The sequence below is a fragment of the Pedobacter sp. UBA5917 genome (assembly GCF_002432345.1).
Lineage (GTDB): Bacteria > Bacteroidota > Bacteroidia > Sphingobacteriales > Sphingobacteriaceae > Pedobacter.
In genome coordinates this window covers 24428-45841 of the sequence record NZ_DJDT01000288.1, presented here as the reverse complement: position 1 = coordinate 45841, position 21414 = coordinate 24428, and the positions used below count along the sequence as shown (strand labels likewise).

The following is a 21414-nucleotide window of genomic DNA, read 5'->3' as shown; positions in this document are numbered from 1 at the left end:
AATGTTTCTGTTTTCAGGATTCTGCCCGCAGGGCACATTCAGTTGCGGCACAGGGTGGGGTTAATGCGGCAAAAAATTATAAAAATGATGGCGATAGCGTTTATCGCATGTTTTACGATACCATTAAAGGTGGCGATTTCCGCTCACGTGAGGCGAATGTTTACCGCCTGGCAGAGTGTTCGCTTGCACTTATCGATCAGGCTGTAGCACAGGGTGTTCCTTTTGCGAGGGAATACGGTGGTTACCTCAATAACCGCTCTTTTGGGGGCGTACAGGTTTCGCGTACCTTTTATGCGAGGGGCCAAACCGGTCAGCAGTTAATGGTAGGGGCCTATCAGGCGTTGATGAGGCAGGTTTCGGCAGGAAAAGTAAAAACATATACACGCCACGAAATGCTCGATCTGGTTCTGGTAGATGGAAAAGCACGCGGCATTATTGCCCGCAACCTGGAGACCGGCGAAATCGAGCGTCATGCTGCACATGCGGTAGTATTGGCCACGGGAGGTTATGGTAAAGTTTATTATTTATCGACCCTGGCCATGGGCTGCAATACTTCGGCCATTTGGAGGGCACATAAAAAAGGGGCGTTTATGGCGGGGGTAAGCTGGATACAGTTTCACCCTACCTGTTTACCCCAGGTTGGCGAAACACAATCTAAACTAACCTTGATGTCTGAATCGCTGCGGAATGATGGCCGCATCTGGGTGCCGAAAAAAGCTGGGGATGAAAGAACACCAAACGATATTCCTGAAGATGAAAGGGATTATTACCTGGAAAGGCGTTACCCTGCTTTTGGCAACCTTTCGCCAAGGGATATTTCTTCGAGGGCAGCGAAAGAGCGGATTGATGCAGGTTGTGGTGTCGGACCTATGAAAAATGCCGTATGTCTTGATTTTTCAAAAGCAATAAAAGAGCAGGGAAAAGCCAAAATCGAAGAGAAATACGGTAATCTTTTCAGGATGTACGATAAAATAAACGGTGTTGATGCCTATCGGGAGCCTATGCTCATTTCTCCTGCGGCACACTTTACCATGGGCGGACTATGGGTTGATTATGATCTTATGACCACCATACCGGGGCTTTTTGCATTGGGAGAAGCCAATTTCTCTGATCATGGCGCAAACAGGTTGGGCGCAAATTCGTTACTCCAGGCCTGTGTGGATGGTTATTTTATTGCACCCTACACCATTCCAAATTATCTTTCCGACCAACTTAAAAGTGAGGCTGTAACAACTGACCATCCTGCATTTGCAGAAGCTGAAAAAATAGTTCGGGAAGAACTTAACCATTATTTAAACCGCGGAGGGCATCTTTCTGCAGATCATTTTCATAAAACCCTTGGAAAACTGCTCTACGATAAATGCGGCCTATCGCGCACTAAAGAAAGCCTTGAACAGGCCATAACCGAAATAAAGGCACTGAAAAAATCGTTTGATCAGGACCTGAAAATCACCGGAGATGACGGGGTAAATGCTGAGCTTGAAAAGGCCGGACGGGTTGCTGATTTTTTAGAATTGGGCGAACTGATGTGTTACGATGCACTTCAGCGTGAAGAATCATGTGGAGCCCATTTTAGGGAGGAATATCAAACTGCAGACGGCGAGGCCTTACGTAATGATGAAGATTTCTGTTACGTATCGGCATGGGAGTGGAAAGGCCATGATCAGCAACAGCAACTGCATAAAGAACCGCTCAGTTTCGAAGCTGTAAAACTTACAGTTAGAAGTTATAAATAATTAATCGGTAAATGTTATGAAATTACATCTCAAAGTTTGGCGGCAGGAGCACAGCACATCAAAAGGATTTATGGCCGATTATGAAGTAGACGGTGTTTCGGCACACATGTCGTTTTTGGAAATGCTCGACCTGTTAAACGAGCGGTTGATCCAAAAAGGAGAAAGGGTAATTGAATTTGACCACGATTGCAGGGAAGGGATCTGCGGTACCTGCGGCATGATGATTAATGGCCGTGCGCATGGCCCTTTGAGTGGAACCACAACCTGCCAGTTGCACATGCGTACCTTTAAAGATGGAGAAACCATTTACATAGAGCCTTTCAGGGCAGCTGCTTTCCCTATTCTCCGTGATCTTAAAATAGACCGTTCTGCTTTTGATCACATTATCCAGTCTGGAGGTTACATTTCTGCTTCAACTGGTCAGGCGCCTGAAGCAAATGGTATTTTAATTGCGCACGAAACTACCGAAGCCGCATTTGATGCTGCCGCATGTATTGGTTGTGGCGCCTGTGTAGCCACCTGTAAAAACTCGAGTGCTGCACTTTTTACCGCCGCCAAGGTATCGCACCTGGTTTTACTCCCACAGGGCAAGCCGGAATCTTCGGGTAGGGTAATTAAAATGGTAAATGCTATGGAAAAAGAAGGTTTCGGGCATTGTTCCAATACAGAGGCCTGCGAAGTAGAATGCCCACAGGAGATTTCGGTACTGCATATTGCCCGCATGAATGCCGAATATAACAAAGCTTTGATCATGAATAAGTAATGGTTATTTTCCTCCAAATTTGAGCTTAATCCGGAAATTTGGATTTTCAAATGCGTGAAATAAAATTGGTTTTCCTGCTATTTATTACTGGTATTAACTACTCTATATTAAAATAAGTAATACAATGTGTTTTTCTTGAAAGAAAAATTATTTCTTCTCTATTTGATTTACTAAAACCTTTTAGTATTATTGATCTAAGAAAAACTTTTACCACTAACCAATTTATCTTATGAAATTACTAAACAAAACCACATTGTTCGCCTATGTATTTTTAGGCACGTCTGTCTTTTTATCAAGCTGTAAAAAAGACCATACCGACACAGAAAACCCCGAACCCAGGGCAGCTACCAATGTAACTGCGAGAACCGAAGTAACCGGCCAGGCACAGTTTACTGTTAGTACAGAAAACACAGGCGGGAAGGATGCTGCCGAAGGTTCATCAAAAGTTATTGATAATAACATCGAGACCAAATTTTTGATATTCAGCCATCAATCCAGTTTTTATATGCAGTTTGAGTTTCCCACCAATACCCAGGTTGCAGCCTACACACTTACTTCTGCAAACGATGCCAGCGAAAGGGATCCGTCAAACTGGACCATTACGGCTTCAACAAATGGTACCACCTGGACAGAGTTGGATCACCGTGAGTATGAAATGTTCCCACTGCGTAAACAGGGTAAAACTTATAATTTTGTTAACAATAATGCCTATAAATTTTACCGCATTAATGTTAAGGTCTTATTTGGCCAAACCAATCCTATCTTCCAGCTGGCCGAAATAAAATTATTCAGTGTGCCGCAGAACCAGCAGACAGTAGCACCAAACAATACACTCCAAACAGTGGTTGAAGGCGCAAATACGTTAATTTTTACAGATAAGACAGGCACTTTCAGTGCTGCAACAAAAGCAGGTTTCATTACTGTGTTTAAAGCCAATTACCAAAGGATGGCCAATACTTTTAATATCGATGCACCTAAAACACAGGTTTTTGTGATCGATTCTGCCTATCAGGGCGTGGCAGCAACTTACGGTGGTTCTGTTATCCGTTACGATCCGCGATATTTTGCCAATAACCCTAAAGATATTGATGTGGTAACCCACGAGATGATGCACGTTGTACAGTCTTACAAGTTTAACCTGCCCAATACCGGATGGATTACCGAAGGAATTGCAGATTATGTAAGGTACATTTTTGGTTATGACAACGCCGGGGCCAACTGGTCGTTGCCGGCTTATAATTCAAATCAGAATTATACAGATGCTTACCGCGTTACTGCACGTTTTTTTGCCTGGCTGGAAAACCACGGTTATCAGGGTATCGTTATCAAACTTGATAAAGCAATGAGGGATGGTACCTACAATGTTAATACTTTCTGGTCTACAAATGCCAATGGCAAAACCGTAGATCAATTGTGGCAGGATTATAAGACAAATCCTGCGCTGTAAATAACAGCCACTTTATTGCCCTACACAAAAACCTCAGCCAAGCTGGGGTTTTTGTGTTTAATCGCCCATCCTTCCCAAAACAACCCTATCGATTTATCTACCGCTGTTGAAGAAATTAAAAAATGTAATAATTATCCATTACAATGGAAATTTTATCCATGGTTAATTCACTTTTCAATTTTCACATTTGTTGCGACTGCCCCTGGTAGTAAAATTGTTGAATGATGCATTGTGGTATCGGTATTTAAGGGATGATGATTGTATATGGCTTAAATTGTAGATAAAATGAATGATCTGAACTGTGGCAGGATAATTAAGGAAAGTGGAGAGGTGTTATCGTGGAACGGGGATATCTTTTTAATGCATTACCTGCAGCAGGAGGAAATCAGCCGGGCAAATATGTGCGTGCACATGGATCACATCAGTATTGTACTAAAGGGGCAGAAAGAAATTTTGGGCCAGGGCAGTAAAATCCTTATACCTTCAGGATCGGGCTTTTTTATCAGAAAAGGATCTTACCTGATCAGCGATAAATTTGATGGAGAGGATGGTGCTTATGAAGCAATTTTGATCTTTTTTTCAGATTCATGGCTCCGCTCACAGGTTGAATCCATATATGGATGCTCAAATGGGGCAAATGCAGTTAATTCGGTAGAAACGCATGAGGACATCGCATTACTTACCGAAGATGGCCTGATGAATACCCTCGCTTTGCAGCTTAAATCCTATTTGTGCCAGGGTGCAGACCGCGAGCGTTTAAGCGCACTGCTGCCCATAAAAATACGTGAACTTTTCCAGGTGCTGATTACTGCAAGGGGAGGACATCATTTTGAAATGCAGCTGAGAAACCTTGATACCCATCTAAATCCTGATCTGGTACCATTGATGGAAAGTAACTATAGGGAGAATATTTCATTGGAACAATACGCCTTTCTCGCCAATTGCAGTCTGTCGACCTTTAAACGCAGGTTTCTGCAAACCTTTAAAATGAACCCGGGCAAATGGATTATGCAGCGCAGGTTGGAAACAGCCTACGAACTATTGGTAAATTCGGATAAGAATGTTACCGAAATTGCTTACGAAGTGGGTTTCGAAACTCCTGCACATTTTATAGTTTCGTTTAAACAAAAATATAGGGACACACCCAAACAGGTAAAACAAAAGTTATAACAACGTTACCGAAAAGTTGAAAATCAGATCTTAATATATTTGTGAATCCCTGTGATTGTAGGCATAAAACACGCAGATTATTTATATTTTTTTCAGGTCCTGTATATATTGTAACGGAGATTTCCCATATTCTTTTTTAAATGCCCTCGAAAAGTTGGAACTGCTCTGTAAACCGATACGCTCGGCCACCTCGTAAAGTGCAATGTCTTCGTGTGTCATCATCTGTATCGCTTTTTTCAACCTGATGGTTCTGATAAATTCGGCAACAGACTGATCGGAAACACCTTTTATTTTTTGATAAAGCTTGGTCCGGCTGATAAACAGGTGGTTACATAAAAAATCTACATCCAGGTTAGGGTCTTTGATATTACTTTCGATCAGGTTTAAAATCTGATTGATAAAAGCCTTATCTTTTTCGGTATGCACCAGCTCAGTTGCCTCTGCAAGGTAGTTTTTGGTATAACGTTCCTTCAATTTTTCGGCCTGCTCAAATATATTCTGAACGGTTAACAACAGAAGTTCGGTGCTAAAGGGTTTTGAAAAATAAAAGTCGGCGCCCGATTCCATTCCTTCAATTTTTGCTTCAAGGGCGTCTTTTGCCGAAAGAATGATAAAAGGGATATGGCTGGTTTCGAATTTCTCTTTGGTGAGCCTGCAAAATTCTATCCCGTCCATTTCCGGCATCATTACATCGCTGATAATCAGATCGGGAATGGTTTCGGTGGCCAGTTCAAGTCCTTTTTTTCCATCTTCAGCTTCGAGGATCGTATATTTATTTTCTAAAGTCTGTTTTAAAAACTGCCTTAGCTCATGGTTATCTTCAACCAATAAAATGCGCTTATTGGCAAGGGCTTCGTTCCGCTGCTTATCCGGTCTGTTTTCTGCTATGTGCAATAACATTGGGATATCGGTTACTTCAAGCCTGTTTTCAACCGGTTGATCCGATAACAGCTTTTCCTCTTCCTGATAATTTTCTTCCCCAAATGGGATACCGATAATAATTTCGGTCCCCTCATTGCGTTCACTGTACACATAAATATCGCCTTTATGCAGTTCGGTGAGGTTTTTTACCAAAGCCAGGCCTATACCCGAACCCAAATGTTCGGTACTGATCCGATAATACCTGTCGAAAATTTTGGTGATCGACTCCGGCGATATGCCGATGCCCGAATCGAGTACCTTAAAATAAATGTAATTAGTGGCCCTTTGTGGGTGGAGCAACTGAAAACCTGTTCCAAAATGTGGCTTAAAATCCAGGATATCATAAAACACGCCAAATGATATTTCGCCACCATCAACCGTATATTTAAAAGCATTGTTTAACAGGTTGAGCAATATTTTTTCGAGGACCTGTTTATCGATAACGCCTTTTAGATTTTCTTTTGCCTTAAGGCCGCTTGTTTCAAAACGGATGTGTTTCTGTTCTGCCAGTATTTCAAAATCTTTTGCCAGATCGGTGAGAAAATGATCTATTTCAACAGGTTCTACCTGGAGTTTAATGGTTTTATCGGCAACTTTCCTAAAATTAACCAGTTCGCTAACCAGATTGAGCAGGCGTTTTGCATTCCTGAACATTAAATGATAGGGGTGTTCCAAAACTGGATTCTGATTACCCCTGATCAGGTTTTCCAAAGGTCCGAGCATTAACGTAAGCGGGGTCCGCAGTTCGTGCGAAATGTTGGTGAAAAATACCAGTTGCTGCTCCGAAAGCTCCTCACGCTGTTTATGCATTTCTTCGCGTTTGTTCTCGTTTACCTCGCGTACGGCAATTTCTCTTTTTAAACGGTACCACCTGCCCTGGAAAATGTAAATGGCAGAGAGGGCAGAGAGGGCCATCAGCAGATAGAGCAGTTTTGCAAGGGTTGATTTCCACCATGGAGGTGTAATCAAAATCGATGTTTCTGCCTGTAACTTACTCCACACCCCGTCGTTATTGCTGGCCTGCAGTACAAATGTATAACGTTTAAAATCGAGGTTGTTGTAAGCAGCGCTCGGGTTTTTACCATCGGTATATTTCCAGTCGCTGTCAAAACCGATCAGCTTATACCTGTAGCTGCATTTTAACGGATTGGCAAAATGCATGGAAGAAAAGTAAATGGTAAAGTTGTTCTGGCGGTAATCAATCTTTATTTCTTTGGCATAACCAATGGTACTGTTCTCTGCAGTATGGTTCTGGCTATTGTATTTTTGGTTGTTGATCAGGATATCGGTAAGAATGGGTTTTGCATCTATCGGGTTTGACCTGATCTCCCCTGGATAAAAATAACTCAGGCCACTTATCCCGCCGAAATACAGGCGTCCGTCAGTTGCCTTAAATGAAGAACCTACCTTAAAACTGTTACCCTGTAAACCATCATTTTTATCATACCTTACCAGTTTACCTGTTTTTGGATTCAGGCATTCCAACCCATTGCCACCCATCCAGATATTGCCTTCATTATCAATTTCCAGACTTTCTACATCGTTAAACACACCGTATTTGCTGCCATATATCTTTATGGAGTAATTATTGTCGGTTTTGCCTAGTAAAAGCCTGTTTAAACCGCCACCTATTGTACCTACCCAATAAGTATTATCGTTCTCTTTTGCCACTGGGTAGGTGTAATCGGAACTTAAGGTGTTTTTAGCATTACCGCCCCTGTACACTGTAGTTTTGGTGATGTTCCCCTGGGCATCTATGGTCAGTTTTTTTAGTCCTCTTGTACTCGAAACAAAAAGCTGTGGACGGTTTTGATCGGCATGGATAAAATAACCTTCCCCGTAATATTTCACCTGATAAACATTTTGACCGTTTTTAACGATAACACCAAATTTATCAATGTGGTTACCGAACCAGATATTGCCAAAATAATCAACGGCAATGGTTTCGATTACGTACTTGGGAAAATGTTCATAGCCTGCGGGTTTTACAAGGCTTGTGCGCTCAGGATTTAATATTTCGATGCCATTGTTGGTACCGATCCAGAGGTTTTTATTTTTATCGGCTACAATAGAGGTTACCGCGTCATTTTTTAGTCTGATTGGTGAATTATAGGTGTTGTAAAAGGTAAAACGCCCTGTTTTAAGGTTGTACAGGTTTAATCCATTGGTCATGGTGCCGATCCAAAGGTTGTTCCCTTCTGTAAATACAGATCGAACATAATTTCCTGAAAGAGAATTACTGTTTTCAGGGTCTTTTTTCAGGGTATGGAAGAGTTTTTCGTTAAGATCGCAGTAATTTACACCGCCACCGAAAGTGCTTAACCACAAACAGCCCGAGCGGTCGATAATAACCCTGTTTAAATAGCTCGAATTGAGGCTGAACTGGGCACTTTGGCTGTTTACCGTTTGGATAAAACCGAAATTTTGATCCAATCTGATCAATCCGCGTCCGGTATTTAGCCAATAATCTTTTTTTCCGTTTTGGGCTATGTTTTTAACATCATGCACATGCCTGTCTACAAATTTTTGAGCTACCGATAAAGCATATAACCCGCCATTGTTCCTTTTGGTTAACAGGAGCGTATCGCAGAAATTGGTAACCAGGTTATGGTTATTGTCGAGATAAATTGCTTTGAAATCCTGGTCTGTTCTTCCATTTACCGATAACTGGTGGAAGCGTAGATCCTTATCCATCATCCATATGCCCTTGTTACTGGATAGGTAGGTATTCCCATTTTTATCCGGCACCATCTCCCAAAAACGGACTGCCCCCGGCATGTTTATTTTTAAGGGGATGAGACTGTTTTGATCAAAAGTGTAACACTTTAATTTACCGTCAAACAATCCGTAAAGTTTATCCTCCGCCGGCCTGATGATCTGGGCCAGGTAGGGTGAGGTGTTTTTATTGATTTCGTTAACGGCTACATACCGCTCGGTAGCGGGATCAAAGTACTGCAGACCGCCCTCGGTACCGAGCCATATTTTTCCTCCCTTATCGGGATATACAAAACGTATGCGGTTGGTGTAGGCATTTTGTAAGGGTAGGTTATTGTTGTAATATTTTTTGTTTACGTAGCCATCAAAACGGTTTAATCCAAAATTGGTACCCGTCCAGATGTAACCTTTATTATCCTGCGCAATATCATTGGCATCGGTATGCGAAAGCCCCTCATCAACGGTAAGGTAGTTGAATTTATAGGAAAAAGCCTGACCAAAAACCTGATCACCTGCAACAAAGTTCGATAAGAATATTAAGGTAGAAACTGTTAATTTTTTAAACAATTTCATTCGTGGGATTTTAATAAGCATACCATATAGCAAAAATGATCTTATATGTTGATTTATCTATAGCTGCGGATAACAAATGTACAGGATGTCAAAAAATATGTATGATTCGGCAATCTGCTGTGGCGATTAATTAAAGTTCTTTGTGATCGATAAATTTAATAAATATCAGTCATCCGATCGATTTTTCCGACAATATATATCAACACACAGCACAAACAAACCACAATGAGTAAACCATTTATTTACAGAGCCCTCCCTAAAATCCTGTTGCTATTTGCCTTAGGTTACGCAAACGGCGTGCAGGCACAACATAAGGAAGGTAATTTTTTATCCAAACAGGATACCGCTTCGGTACCAAAAGAAATCGAAGATCCCGAGAATATCGGCATTAACAAGGAAGCCGCACACGCTACGCTAATGCCTTATCCCGATTTAAAACAGGCACTTGCCGCCAACAGGCATGCATCTACATTCAGCACAAGTTTAAACGGCATGTGGAAGTTTAACTGGGTAGACTGGCCGCAGAAACGCCCTGTTAATTTTTACAAACCGAGCTACGATGTTTCGGGCTGGAAAGAGATCAAGGTACCATCTAACTTTCAGGTAGAGGGATATGGTACGCCATACTACAGCAATTTTAACTACATTTTCCAAAAGGATTTCCCCAGGGTAATGAGTACACCTCCCGAACGGTTTACGGCCTATAAGGAACGAAATCCGGTGGGCAGTTACCGCCGCGATTTTACTGTGCCGGCTGCCTGGAAAGGCCGGAAAATCTTTATCACATTTGATGGGGTAGACGCCGGTTTTTTTATCTGGGTAAACGGACGCAAGGTAGGATATAGTGTAAACAGCCGCAATGCAGCAGAGTTCGATTTGACAAAATACCTGAAAGCAGGCAAAAACACTTTGGCGGTTGAAGTTTACCGTTTCACTACGGGTAGTTATCTGGAAGATCAGGACATGTGGCGTTTGAGCGGCATTTTTAGGAATGTTACCCTTTGGAGTGCCCCTGAACAACATATCCGCGATTTTTTTGTTAAAACTAACCTCGATAAGCAGTTTAAAAACGCAGAGGTACTGATTTCTACAAAAATCAAAAACTATGGTACAACAATAAGCAAAGCAAGGACTATTGATGCCTCGCTTTATAACGGTCAAACATTGCTTGCAGGATCTTCGGATAAAAAAACAGTTCCGGCTTTAAAACCAGGCGAAGAGGTAACGGTGAGCCTGAAGTTTAATGTAAACAATCCGGAAAAATGGACAGCTGAAACACCAAGACTTTATACCACGGTAATTAAACTTAAAGAAGGAAATAAAGATGTAGAAATTCTATCGTCCAAAACAGGTTTTCGTCAGATCGAAATAAAAGGTAGGCAGTTTTTGGTAAATGGTGTGGCCATTAAGTTAAAAGGCGTTAACCGTCACGAAAACTGGCCTGATGTTGGCCACGCGGTAACAGAAGCGCAGATGATAAAAGATATTGTGCTGATTAAACAGGCTAACTGTAACCACGTGCGCACCAGTCATTATTCTGATGATCCACGCTGGTACGAGTTATGCGATGAATACGGGATTTACCTGGTTGCTGAGGCCAATGTAGAATGCCATGGCGCGATGAACGAATTTAACGACGAACCCAGGATAAAAGCCGCAATTATCGACAGGAATGTGGCCAATACCGAAAACTTTAAAAACCACCCATCGGTAGTGATCTGGTCTTTAGGCAACGAAAACGGTAGCGGGGGAAAAAATTTCAGGGCCGCATTACAGGCCATTAAAGATATCGACTCTACCCGGCCAACACACTATGAAGGTTTTGGGATCGGGAGCCGTAATCCGGCGGATATTGATAGCCAGATGTATACCGATGTGGCAAGTTTAGAACGCCATGCCAACGATCAAACACTTAATAAACCTTTTTACCTCTGCGAGTATGCGCACGCCATGTTCAATTCGATGGGATCGGTTGATATTTATAACGAACTTTTTGATAAATACCCTGCTTTATTGGGCGGCGCCATCTGGGAGTGGCAAGATCAGGGGATTTACAATAACCGCGATCGCAAACACCCGATTACCGCATTCGGTGGTGGTTTTGGGGAATATCCCAACGATCAGTATTTTATCCATAAAGGAGTTGTTTTTTCCGATCGGTCGCTTAAACCACACTTTCCTGAGCTAAAACATGCTTACCAATGGATCAGCATCAGGGAGAAAGACCTTAAAAATGGTGTAGTAACCCTAAAAAACCGCTATCAGGTTACCAATGTGAATGCTTTAAACGGAAAATGGGAACTTACCGAAGATGGTAGCACCATTTCATCTGGCGTGCTCACCGTAGGATCGATTAAACCCGGTGAAGAAAAGGACATCAAAATCCCGTATTCGCTAAAACCCAAAGCAGGTGCCGAATATTTTGTGAGGGTTTCGTTTGAACTATCGGGTGATAAAAACTGGGCAAAAAAAGGATATGAAGTAGCCTCACAACAATTTGAACTGCCGGTTGCTGTTCCGGTTGCAACACCTCAAATTTCGGGTAATTTAAGTCTTAACGACTCGAAAGAGAACATACAGATCAAAGGAAACGGCTTTTCGCTCGAATTTGATAAAACGAAAGGCACTTTCTCCAAAATGGAGAAGGGCGGTAAAAATATGCTTCAAACCGGTGGCGGCCCGATGCTACACCTGTGGCGTGCCCCGCACCGTAAAGATGATATGTGGGCCTATCCCGATTGGGAGAAAAAAGGACTTAAATCTATCGTTTGGGTAACCGACGAAGTTAAAGCCACACAGCTAAGCAGCGGTATGATCGAAATTAAAGCCAACCTTACCGGAACGGGTAAACAGGATTTTATCGTTCATCACCGCGTGGTATACACCATTAATGCCAATGGCTTGATCAATGCCGAAAATGATGTTGATTTTAGTGACCCAAAACTGATACTGGCCAGAATAGGTGTGCGCCTGTTTCTTGACCAGGATTTAAACAAAATCGACTACCTGGGTCGCGGACCAATGGAAAACTACGCAGACAGAAAAAGCGGTTTCGATATCGGTCATTATGCCAGCAGCGTAAATAACCAGATGACCCCTTATGAAAAACCAATGGAAAGCGGAAACCATGAGGATGTACGATGGGCAAATATTACTGGCGAAAACGGTTCGGGTTTAACCATTAAACGTGGAAAAGACCTCTTCCAGGTAGCCACATTACCCTACAGTGATGAGGAAATGGAAAATGTAGAGTACAAAATAGACCTGCCAAAAAGCAAGGGTACGGTATTGTGCATCAGCCATAAAACGCTGGGTGTAGGCTCGTGGGGCTGCGGACCAAAACCTTTAGAACCTTACCTGGTTTATGCAAAACCAACCTCTTTTAGCTACCAGATATTATTAACTGGCAAACCATAATCAAAACAATAGGCGGGCTTATCATTTTATAGGCCCGCTATTGTATCAAAGTAGTTAACTGGTTTTACGCTGGTATAAATTGAGTTATCTTGTAAACGCCAAATCCGATCGAACCGGATATGGTTACATTCTACTACCAAATATATCATGATCAAAAAAATACTTCAGTTTTTGCTTGTACTGGTTAGCTACCAGGGTTTTTCGCAGGAAACCATCAAAACTTATCTTTCCGGCACAGATAAAGATCATACCAAACAATGGGATTTTTATTGTACCGCAGGTCCTAAAAGTGGCGTGTGGACCAAAATTCCCGTACCATCCAATTGGGAATTACAGGGATTTGGAAGTTATAATTATGGCCACGATAAAGACAAAGCCAAAGAGCAGGGAATTTATCGCCATGAATTTTCAACAGGTAAAATAACCGGTAAAAAGGTATTCCTGGTTTTTGAAGGCGCTATGACCGATACAAAGGTTACCGTGAACGGGCAACTCGCCGGAGCGGTACATCAGGGAGGTTTTTACCGTTTTAAATATGATATTACCAAGCTTTTAAAACCCGCAGGCAAGAATCTGCTCGAAGTTACAGTAGATAAGATGTCGGCCAATACTTCTATCAATAATGCGGAAAGGAAAAGTGATTTCTGGGTTTTCGGCGGTATTTTCAGGCCGGTTTACCTCGAAACTGTTCCCGATAAATTTATCGAAAGGGTAGCGGTTAATGCCAGGGCAGATGGTTCTTTCGCGCTCGATGTTTATGCGCAGCACTTAAGCACTGGTGATGTAATTGAGGCACAGGTGAAGAAATTGAATGGTGAAAATGTGGGAAAGGCATTTTCCATAAAAGCCGATCCTACAGATAGTACACAGCATTTAAAATCAGCTTTTTCGCATCCCTTATTGTGGAGTTCGGAGTTCCCGAACCGTTATCAGGTGGTGGTTAAAATCAAGAATAAGCAAAATACCCTCCATCAGATCAAACAAAAATTTGGTTTCCGCACACTCGATCTGCGTAATGGTGATGGTTTTTATGTAAACGGTGCTAAAATGATCCTCAAAGGGGTTAACCGGCATAGTTTCTGGCCTGAAACCGGACGTACGCTAAGCAAAGCGGTGCATTTAATGGATGTACAGCTAATGAAAGAGATGAATATGAATGCCGTGCGCATGTCGCATTATCCGCCCGATGCCGAATTTTTGGATGTTTGCGATTCGCTCGGCCTCTATGTGATCAATGAACTTACGGGCTGGCAGGCCAAATACGATAATACAGTTGGCCACAGGTTGGTGAAAGAGCTGGTGGTCAGGGATGTAAACCATCCTTCCATTATTTTTTGGGCCAATGGTAACGAAGGTGGTTTTAATACCGATCTTGATAACGATTATGCGCTTTACGATCCGCAAAAACGTACCGTAATCCACCCCTGGGAAAAGTTTAACGGAACCGATACCAAACACTATCCCGATTACAATTACATGGTTAAGGCGGCCACATCGGGCCAGGAGGTTTTCTTCCCTACAGAGTTTATGCATGCCCTTTACGATGGTGGTGCCGGTGCAGCACTTGATGATTTCTGGAACCAGATACTCGTCCATCCACATGCTGCGGGTGGTTTTATCTGGGCTTTGGTGGATGAAAACGTCATCCGGACGGATAAAAATAACATATATGATGGCGACGGCAACCATGCACCCGATGGGATTGTAGGGCCTCACCGCGAAAAAGAAGGCAGTTTTTATGCGATAAAAGAAATATGGTCACCAGTTTTTGTTGATCTTCCAAAAATAGATCAAAATTTTAATGGCCAGATTTCCATTGCCAACAGGTTTGCCTTTACAGGTTTGGATAAATGCACCTTTAAATGGAAGTTGCTTAATTTTCCAGCTGCGGTTGCTACTGAAACAAAAGCCGCTATAGTGGCAAGCGGAACGGCTACATCAAACCTTAAACCTGGTACAAAGGGAACACTTTTCCTTAATTTACCTGCAACATGGGCGCAGAGTAATGCCTTATATTTAACTGCTTACGGACCGGATCAAAAAGAAATATTTACCTGGAGCTGGCCGATAAGTACCGCACAATCCATCGCCGGCAAACAGGAAAAAACAACATCCGGTTTATCGGTAAAAACCGAAGAAAACGGTCAATCACTTTTGGTTAAACAGGACGGAAATACCTATTATTTTGATAAAACAACAGGTTATCTGGAGAAAGTAATAAAGTCTGCAACCACCATTTCATTGTCTAAAGGCCCACTATTGGCAGGAGTGAATACCGTTTTGAAAAACTTCAGCTTTAAAACCGAAGGACAAAAAACAACTGTTGAATCAGACTATCAGGGGCAGGGGAATCTCCATGCCAAATGGACATTTGAACCGGGTAAACTGGTTAAGCTCGAGTATACTTTTAACCAGCAGGGCGATGCCGATTTTATGGGCATTACCTTCAATTACCCGGAGGATAAGATAACCGGAGTGAAATACCTTGGCCGCGGGCCTTACCGGGTATGGAAAAACAGGTTAAAAGGGCCTCAGTTTGGGCTTTGGCATAAAGATTATAACAATTCGATTACGGGCGAAACATGGGGATATCCGGAGTTTAAAGGTTATTACTCGGAGGTAAACTGGGTGGTGATAGAAAATAAGGAAGCGCCGTTTAAGGTTTATATAGCCGATGGCGATACCTACCTGCAGCTATACCGCCCTGCGCGCGAGGCTGCTGCATTGAGCAACAACAACGTAGAACCTGCATTTCCGGATGGAAGCATCGGTTTTTTAAAGGGAATAAGTGCCATAGGTACCAAATTCCAGGCGGCTTCATCAATGGGACCACAGAGCCAGAAAAATAAAACGGATGGTAAAACTTTTAGCGGTACACTGCTTTTCGATTTTACCCACTAAACAACACATAGAAATGAAAAAAAAGATATTTAAAGATACTGCTTTACAACTATCGGTAATAGTTATGGCCTGCGTTTTAATGGCTGGCATACCAGCCTCAGTACAAAAGAAAGCACCAGCTAAAAAAACGGCCGAAATTTCCGGTATTTCAGTTGGGGTAGAGGTGTTTGCTTCAGGTATACAGGCACCAACCGCCATTGTTTTTCCGGATAACAACGAGGCATGGATTACCGAACAATCGGGCAAGATCAGGGTTGTGCAGCAGGGAAAATTGTTGGAAGAACCATTAATCGATCTGAAAAATAAGCTGGTGAAACTTAATCGCGGTTACGAAGAACGTGGTTTACTTGGTATCGCTTTACATCCTGCATTTAAAACAAACAAAAAGATATACCTCTATTACAGCGTTCCTTCTGTTCAGAAATCGAACCACACCGGGGTACTCGCCGAATATAAACTGGCAGCAAGTGGCAGGCAGATTGATGCTGCAAGCGAGCGCATTATTTTAACCATCGAAGAACCAGACGGGAACCACAACGGGGGATGTTTACAGTTCGGACCTGATGGTTACCTGTATGTCTCTTTTGGCGATGGCGGCGGTCAGGGTGACGAACATGGGAAAATTGGCAACGGGCAGGACATGAATACCTGGCACGGCAAAATATTAAGGATTGATATCAACACCGAATCGGGCTATAAAGTACCAAAAGATAATCCATTTGTGGGTAAACCGGATATTAAACCCGAAATATGGGCCTATGGTTTCAGAAATCCATGGCGTTTTTCTTTCGACCGTGCATCAAAGCAATTATTTGCCGGCGATGTAGGTCAATCTACCTGGGAAGAGGTTGATATTGTTAAAAAAGGAGGAAACTATGGTTGGAGACTAATGGAAGGCACACACTGTTATAATCCTGATAAAGGCTGTAACATCAAAGAAATGATTGCGCCAATTACTGAATACCAGCATAGCGAAGGCGTTTCGGTAACAGGTGGTTATGTGTATAATGGTATCAGAAACCAAGAGATTAAAGGAAAATATATTTTTGCCGATTGGACGGGCAGGGGATATTACCTGGAGTCATCAGGCAACAAATGGCTACGTGGCAAATTATCTTTTTTAAACATTGCCGAGAATGCCAAAATCACGGCTTTCGGCGAAGATCCATCAGGTGAATTATATGTGTTAACCAATACCGATACGGGGCCGGAGAATAAGAACGGCACGGTGTATAAAATTACCAAACGATAAGATCTAATAGGTTTTAAAATTAAGAAATATGTAAAACTCAGGTGAGCTAAGGTGTCTCAGGTGGTCATAAAAAATAAAGATTACGCTGTTTAATTAACGACCTAAGCTGTGAGTAACGCTTTTGCAGTGCTCCATTTATTCCTAATACCTTTAGTATATCAGAATATGTACGCTTAAATGCCTTTAACTGTCTTATATGGTGAAAATAATAGGTCTTAGCGAGACGCTAAGACCAGTGAAGGAGTGAAAAACTACTTTTTTATAAAAATAAATTCGTGCTTTTCTGTGAGTTCTTGGCAAAAAACAATTTCGGCGGCTACTACACCAATAAACATTTATTGACCACCTAAGTCACCTGAGACCATCTAAGCTATGAATAGCCTTTGCAGTGTTCCATTTATTTTTAATGTCTTTACTATATCAGAACCTGTGAGCTTATATGCTCCTCAAATGTCTTATATGGTGAAAAATATTTATTGACTGGACTGGTGTAGCAAAAAGTAAGGTCTTAGCGAGACGCTAAGACCAGTGAAGAGCTGTGAATAGCCTTTTGCCAGTGATGCCTCTATTTTTAATGCCTTTACTATATCAGAACCTGTGAGCTTATATGCTCCTCAAATATCTTATATGCTGAGAAATATTTATTGAACCAGTGAAGAGGGTGGTAGTACCTCACTTCGCTGTGTTTTCCAATAAAGCCAGGGCAAAAACAGCTTTTTCCACCAAATAACCCTTCTTTTTAGCTCATAAATGTACAATCTGTCAAAAAATATGAATGATTGGACAATCTCCCAAAGGTCTTATTTCAGGTTATTTGTATCAACCAAATAGAGCAATAACCATCATCATCTGTGCTTTTTTGTTCAAACGCCAATTGTAAAAACTTTTGGTATTAGCAAAAATGTAGAGGTACCGATAAGAAAATAATTTTAAAACCGATAACACACAATTGATTTTAAACAATCGGGCTGCTGGTATTTTCTGGCAGCTCTTTTAAAGCAAAATCTCGTGTGCCATGTCGGCTAAAGTAAAATACTGAGGGGATATTTTACAACAAAGGGGACTAACCAACCCTGCTAACCAATAGAACATGAGCCACTATCAAATAAAAAACGTTTTTGGATCTAAAAATACCATTCATTTACATGGATCGGTAAACCTGAACCAGATATCGTTTTTGCAACTGTTTTGTCAGCATCCTACACCTGCTTTTTTGAAATACATGGAACCAAATGTTAACTACAGTAGGAAGGAGGCGATTTTGATCAGATAATTTATCCTAAATAATAGGGAGCAGGCTTTTGTCGGAGTCAAAGAACCAGATACCGGATAACGTTAAGCCATAATCCCGTAACCAATTTCCAAACAATTATTTATTTAACCCTAACCAAATGTATAAAAGTGATATGGCTTCCCGCCGTGGAAAATCATTCCATGTGGAGCCGAAAACAATCCATGCCCTGAAAATACTTTCTGCTGTGGTAATTTTACTGCTGTTTACAAATGTATTATCGGCACAACAGCTACAGATTACCGGACAGGTAAGCGATTCGAAAGGGCAACCGCTTCCGGGTGTATCGGTAAAACTTAAAAACGGAACAGCCAGCGCATCAACAAAAAAAGATGGTACCTATAACATTGGTGTTAATGGCACTAATGGCAGCCTGATATTCAGTTTTATAGGTTATATCACGCAGGAAGTACCGATAAGTGGCCATACAACGATCAATGTAACCCTGAAAGATTCTGAAACCGGACTCGATGATGTGGTTGTTGTAGCCTATGGCCAGCAGAAAAAAGTAACCCTTACCGGTGCGATCAGTACGGTAAAAGCCGAAGAACTGAAACAACCGGTGGCCAACCTTACCAATGTGCTGGCAGGCCGTGTTGCCGGGATTATCGGTGTACAACGCAGTGGCCAGCCGGGTTACGACAATTCCGAAATTTACATCCGTGGTATTTCAACCTTTACCAGCAGTGGGCCGCTAATATTGGTTGATGGTGTTCAACGCGAATTTGCCAATGTGGATCCCGAAGATATTGCCAGTTTCAGTATCCTTAAAGATGCCTCTGCTACGGCTGTTTACGGTGTGCGTGGCGCCAATGGTGTAATCATCATCGAAACCAAAAAAGGCAAACTGGGTAAACCGCTTATTAACCTGCAATACGATCAGGGGATCACACAGTTTACCAAAATCCCAAAGTTTGCTGATGGTGTAACCTATTTACAGATTGCCAACGAAGCCTATAAAAGCAGTAATCCCAACGATCCAAATCCTAAATATTCGGCCGACAGGATCAATAAAACAGCCTCAGGCGCAGATCCTGATCTGTATCCAAATGTAAACTGGTTTGATGAACTGTTCAACAAAACAGGGCAGAACCGCCGTGCCAGGGTAAATGCCAATGGAGGTTCGGAAAATGCACAGTATTATCTTTCGCTGGGTTATTATGATGAAGAAGGTTTATTTAAAACGGATGAACTGGCCAGTTACAATTCGGCCATAAAATTTACCCGTTATAATTTTACTTCCAACCTTACTTTAAAGGTTACCAAAACCACAAAAGTTGATTTTGGTGCATCGGGATGGATCAGCAATGGTAACTACCCGGGGAGCTCAAATGAATCGATCTGGGGTTCTGCCTATATCATGCCGCCAATTCTGATACCAAAAGTATATTCAAATGGGTTAAATTCAGCCATCAGGACCGGTGATATTGCCAATCCTTACACCCTGTTAACCCAAAGCGGCTATATAACCGAGTTCAGGAGCCAGTTATGGAGTAATATCAGGGTTACGCAGGATCTGGGTATGGTATTGAAAGGGCTTTCGGCAACGGCTATGTTCTCTTTCGATAATTATAACTCCCACACCATCAGGCGTACCAAATCAGTTGATGGTTACCTGGCCAAAGGCAGAGACCCCATAACCAATGCCCTGCTGTTTGATAAGGTTTCGAACGGGACCAGTTTTCTGGGTTACGAAAGGAGCAATGGTGGTACAAGGCAATTTTCTACAGAAGCCCAGCTGAATTATAACCGCAACTTCAGAAAACACTCCGTAGGGGCAATGGCTATTTTTAATGCACAGGATAGGGAAGATGCTTTTGCGGGCGATTTTATTGCCTCCATCCCTTACCGCTACCTTGGGGTTGCCAGCCGGGCCACTTATGCTTACGACGATAAATACCTGGCTGATGTTAATTTTGGCTATAACGGTTCAGAAACATTTGCACCAGGCAAACGTTTTGGTTTTTTTCCGGCGTTTAGTGTGGGCTGGGTATTATCACAGGAAAAATTCTTTAAACCATTAACAAATATCTTCCAGTTTGCTAAAATACGATACTCGTGGGGGCAGGTAGGTAACAGCGATATTGGTGGCCGCCGTTTCGGTTATATTGCAACGGTTAATGGTGGTAACGGCAATTACTCTTTCGGCAACGGTGTTGACCAGAATATTAATGGATATGATATCGGCGATTATGCCGTAAACGTGAGTTGGGAAAAAGCCACTAAACAGAACATTGGGCTTGAGCTGAAAACACTTAACAACAGCTTATCGATTACTGCAGATGTTTTTCAGGAGTTCAGGACCGCAATTTTCCGCCAGCGTGGCGATGTGCCCGAATATGTAGGGGTGAGAACACTTCCTTATGCAAACCTTGGCGAAATCCATAACCGTGGGATTGAAGGAACAATAGATTATAATAAACGCATTGGCGACGACTGGCAGCTGGGTTTAAGGGGATCATTAACCTGGACCAGGGCTATGATTATCAATGATGCAAACGCTCCCTGGCCATATCCATGGCAACAGCGCATTGGCCGCAAATTCGGTCAGCGTTTTGGTTACACTGCACTTGGTCTTTTTACCAGTGATGCAGATGTGGCAAACAGCCCGTACCAAACCGGTACCAACAAAGCCGGTGATATTAAATACAAGGATTTAAACGGCGACGGACGGATCGATGGCTTTGATCAGGGCCCGATTGGCTATGGCTCAATACCCGAAATTGTATATGGTTTCGGCCCAACAATTAACTGGAAGGGCTTTGCCATTTCGGCCTGGTTCAAAGGCATCAGTAATGTAGATGTGAGTTTAAATGGAGATGGTTTACAGCCTTTTAGCCAGGGTGGCGAACGTGGCAATTTATTGGCACAGATTACTGATAGGTGGACCCCTGAAAATCAGAACCAGAATGCCATGTACCCAAGGCTAACCTATGGTAACGATAATATGAATTATGCAAACAGTACCTGGTGGGTAAGAAACGGAGCCTTTTTGCGTTTGCAGACCCTGCAACTGAGTTACGATTTCAACAAGGCGAACTGGCTTAAAAAAACGGGTATGTCTAACCTAAGCCTTTACTTTATCGGCTATAACCTTTGGACGGCCAGCGGATTCAAACTTTGGGATGTAGAGTTGGGCGATGGTAAGGGTGCAAACTATCCCTTGTTAAAAACTTACAACCTGGGCGTTAAATGTACTTTCAAATAATTATCTCAAGTTTTAATGAC

The 21414-nt window shown here is 42.3% G+C and carries 9 protein-coding genes; 8 read left to right on the top strand and 1 reads right to left on the bottom strand.

Annotated elements, in window-relative coordinates; genetic code table 11:
* The 4 genes from B2V92_RS20090 to B2V92_RS20075 form a co-directional block, all read left to right on the top strand.
* On the top strand, positions 1-1736 hold a 1736-nt coding region (locus B2V92_RS20090), incomplete at its 5' end, for a fumarate reductase/succinate dehydrogenase flavoprotein subunit (RefSeq protein WP_293311588.1).
* A gap of 16 nt (positions 1737-1752) precedes the next feature.
* Positions 1753-2499, top strand: coding sequence for a succinate dehydrogenase/fumarate reductase iron-sulfur subunit (locus B2V92_RS20085; protein ID WP_293311586.1), 747 nt, complete (start codon positions 1753-1755; stop codon positions 2497-2499).
* A 229-nt stretch (positions 2500-2728) separates the two neighbouring features.
* Entirely contained in the window at positions 2729-3946 is a 1218-nt protein-coding gene (locus tag B2V92_RS20080; RefSeq protein ID WP_293311584.1) for a basic secretory protein-like protein, read from the top strand.
* A gap of 285 nt (positions 3947-4231) precedes the next feature.
* Complete coding sequence (locus B2V92_RS20075; RefSeq protein ID WP_293311582.1) at positions 4232-5116, top strand: helix-turn-helix transcriptional regulator; 885 nt, start codon at positions 4232-4234, stop codon at positions 5114-5116.
* Between the two features lie 81 nt (positions 5117-5197).
* Here the strand turns inward: B2V92_RS20075 and B2V92_RS20070 are convergent, their stop codons facing one another.
* Complete coding sequence (locus B2V92_RS20070) at positions 5198-9325, bottom strand: hybrid sensor histidine kinase/response regulator transcription factor (RefSeq protein ID WP_293311580.1); 4128 nt, start codon at positions 9323-9325, stop codon at positions 5198-5200.
* A gap of 225 nt (positions 9326-9550) precedes the next feature.
* Here B2V92_RS20070 and B2V92_RS20065 point away from each other — a divergent pair, with 225 nt between their 5' ends.
* The 4 genes from B2V92_RS20065 (at position 9551) to B2V92_RS20050 (ending at position 21394) form a co-directional block, all read left to right on the top strand.
* Positions 9551-12742 carry a glycoside hydrolase family 2 TIM barrel-domain containing protein gene (locus B2V92_RS20065; RefSeq protein WP_293311578.1) on the top strand — a complete coding sequence of 1064 codons (3192 nt, stop codon included), beginning with the start codon at positions 9551-9553 and terminating at the stop codon, positions 12740-12742.
* A gap of 147 nt (positions 12743-12889) precedes the next feature.
* A complete protein-coding gene (locus B2V92_RS20060) occupies positions 12890-15643 on the top strand; it encodes a glycoside hydrolase family 2 protein (RefSeq protein ID WP_293311577.1) in 2754 nt (917 codons plus the stop codon).
* A gap of 13 nt (positions 15644-15656) precedes the next feature.
* Positions 15657-16895, top strand: a complete 1239-nt coding sequence (locus B2V92_RS20055) for a PQQ-dependent sugar dehydrogenase (protein WP_293311575.1) — start codon at positions 15657-15659, stop codon at positions 16893-16895.
* 1391 nt (positions 16896-18286) lie between these two features.
* Entirely contained in the window at positions 18287-21394 is a 3108-nt protein-coding gene (locus tag B2V92_RS20050) for a SusC/RagA family TonB-linked outer membrane protein (protein ID WP_293311573.1), read from the top strand.
* The last annotated feature ends 20 nt before the right edge of the window (positions 21395-21414 follow it).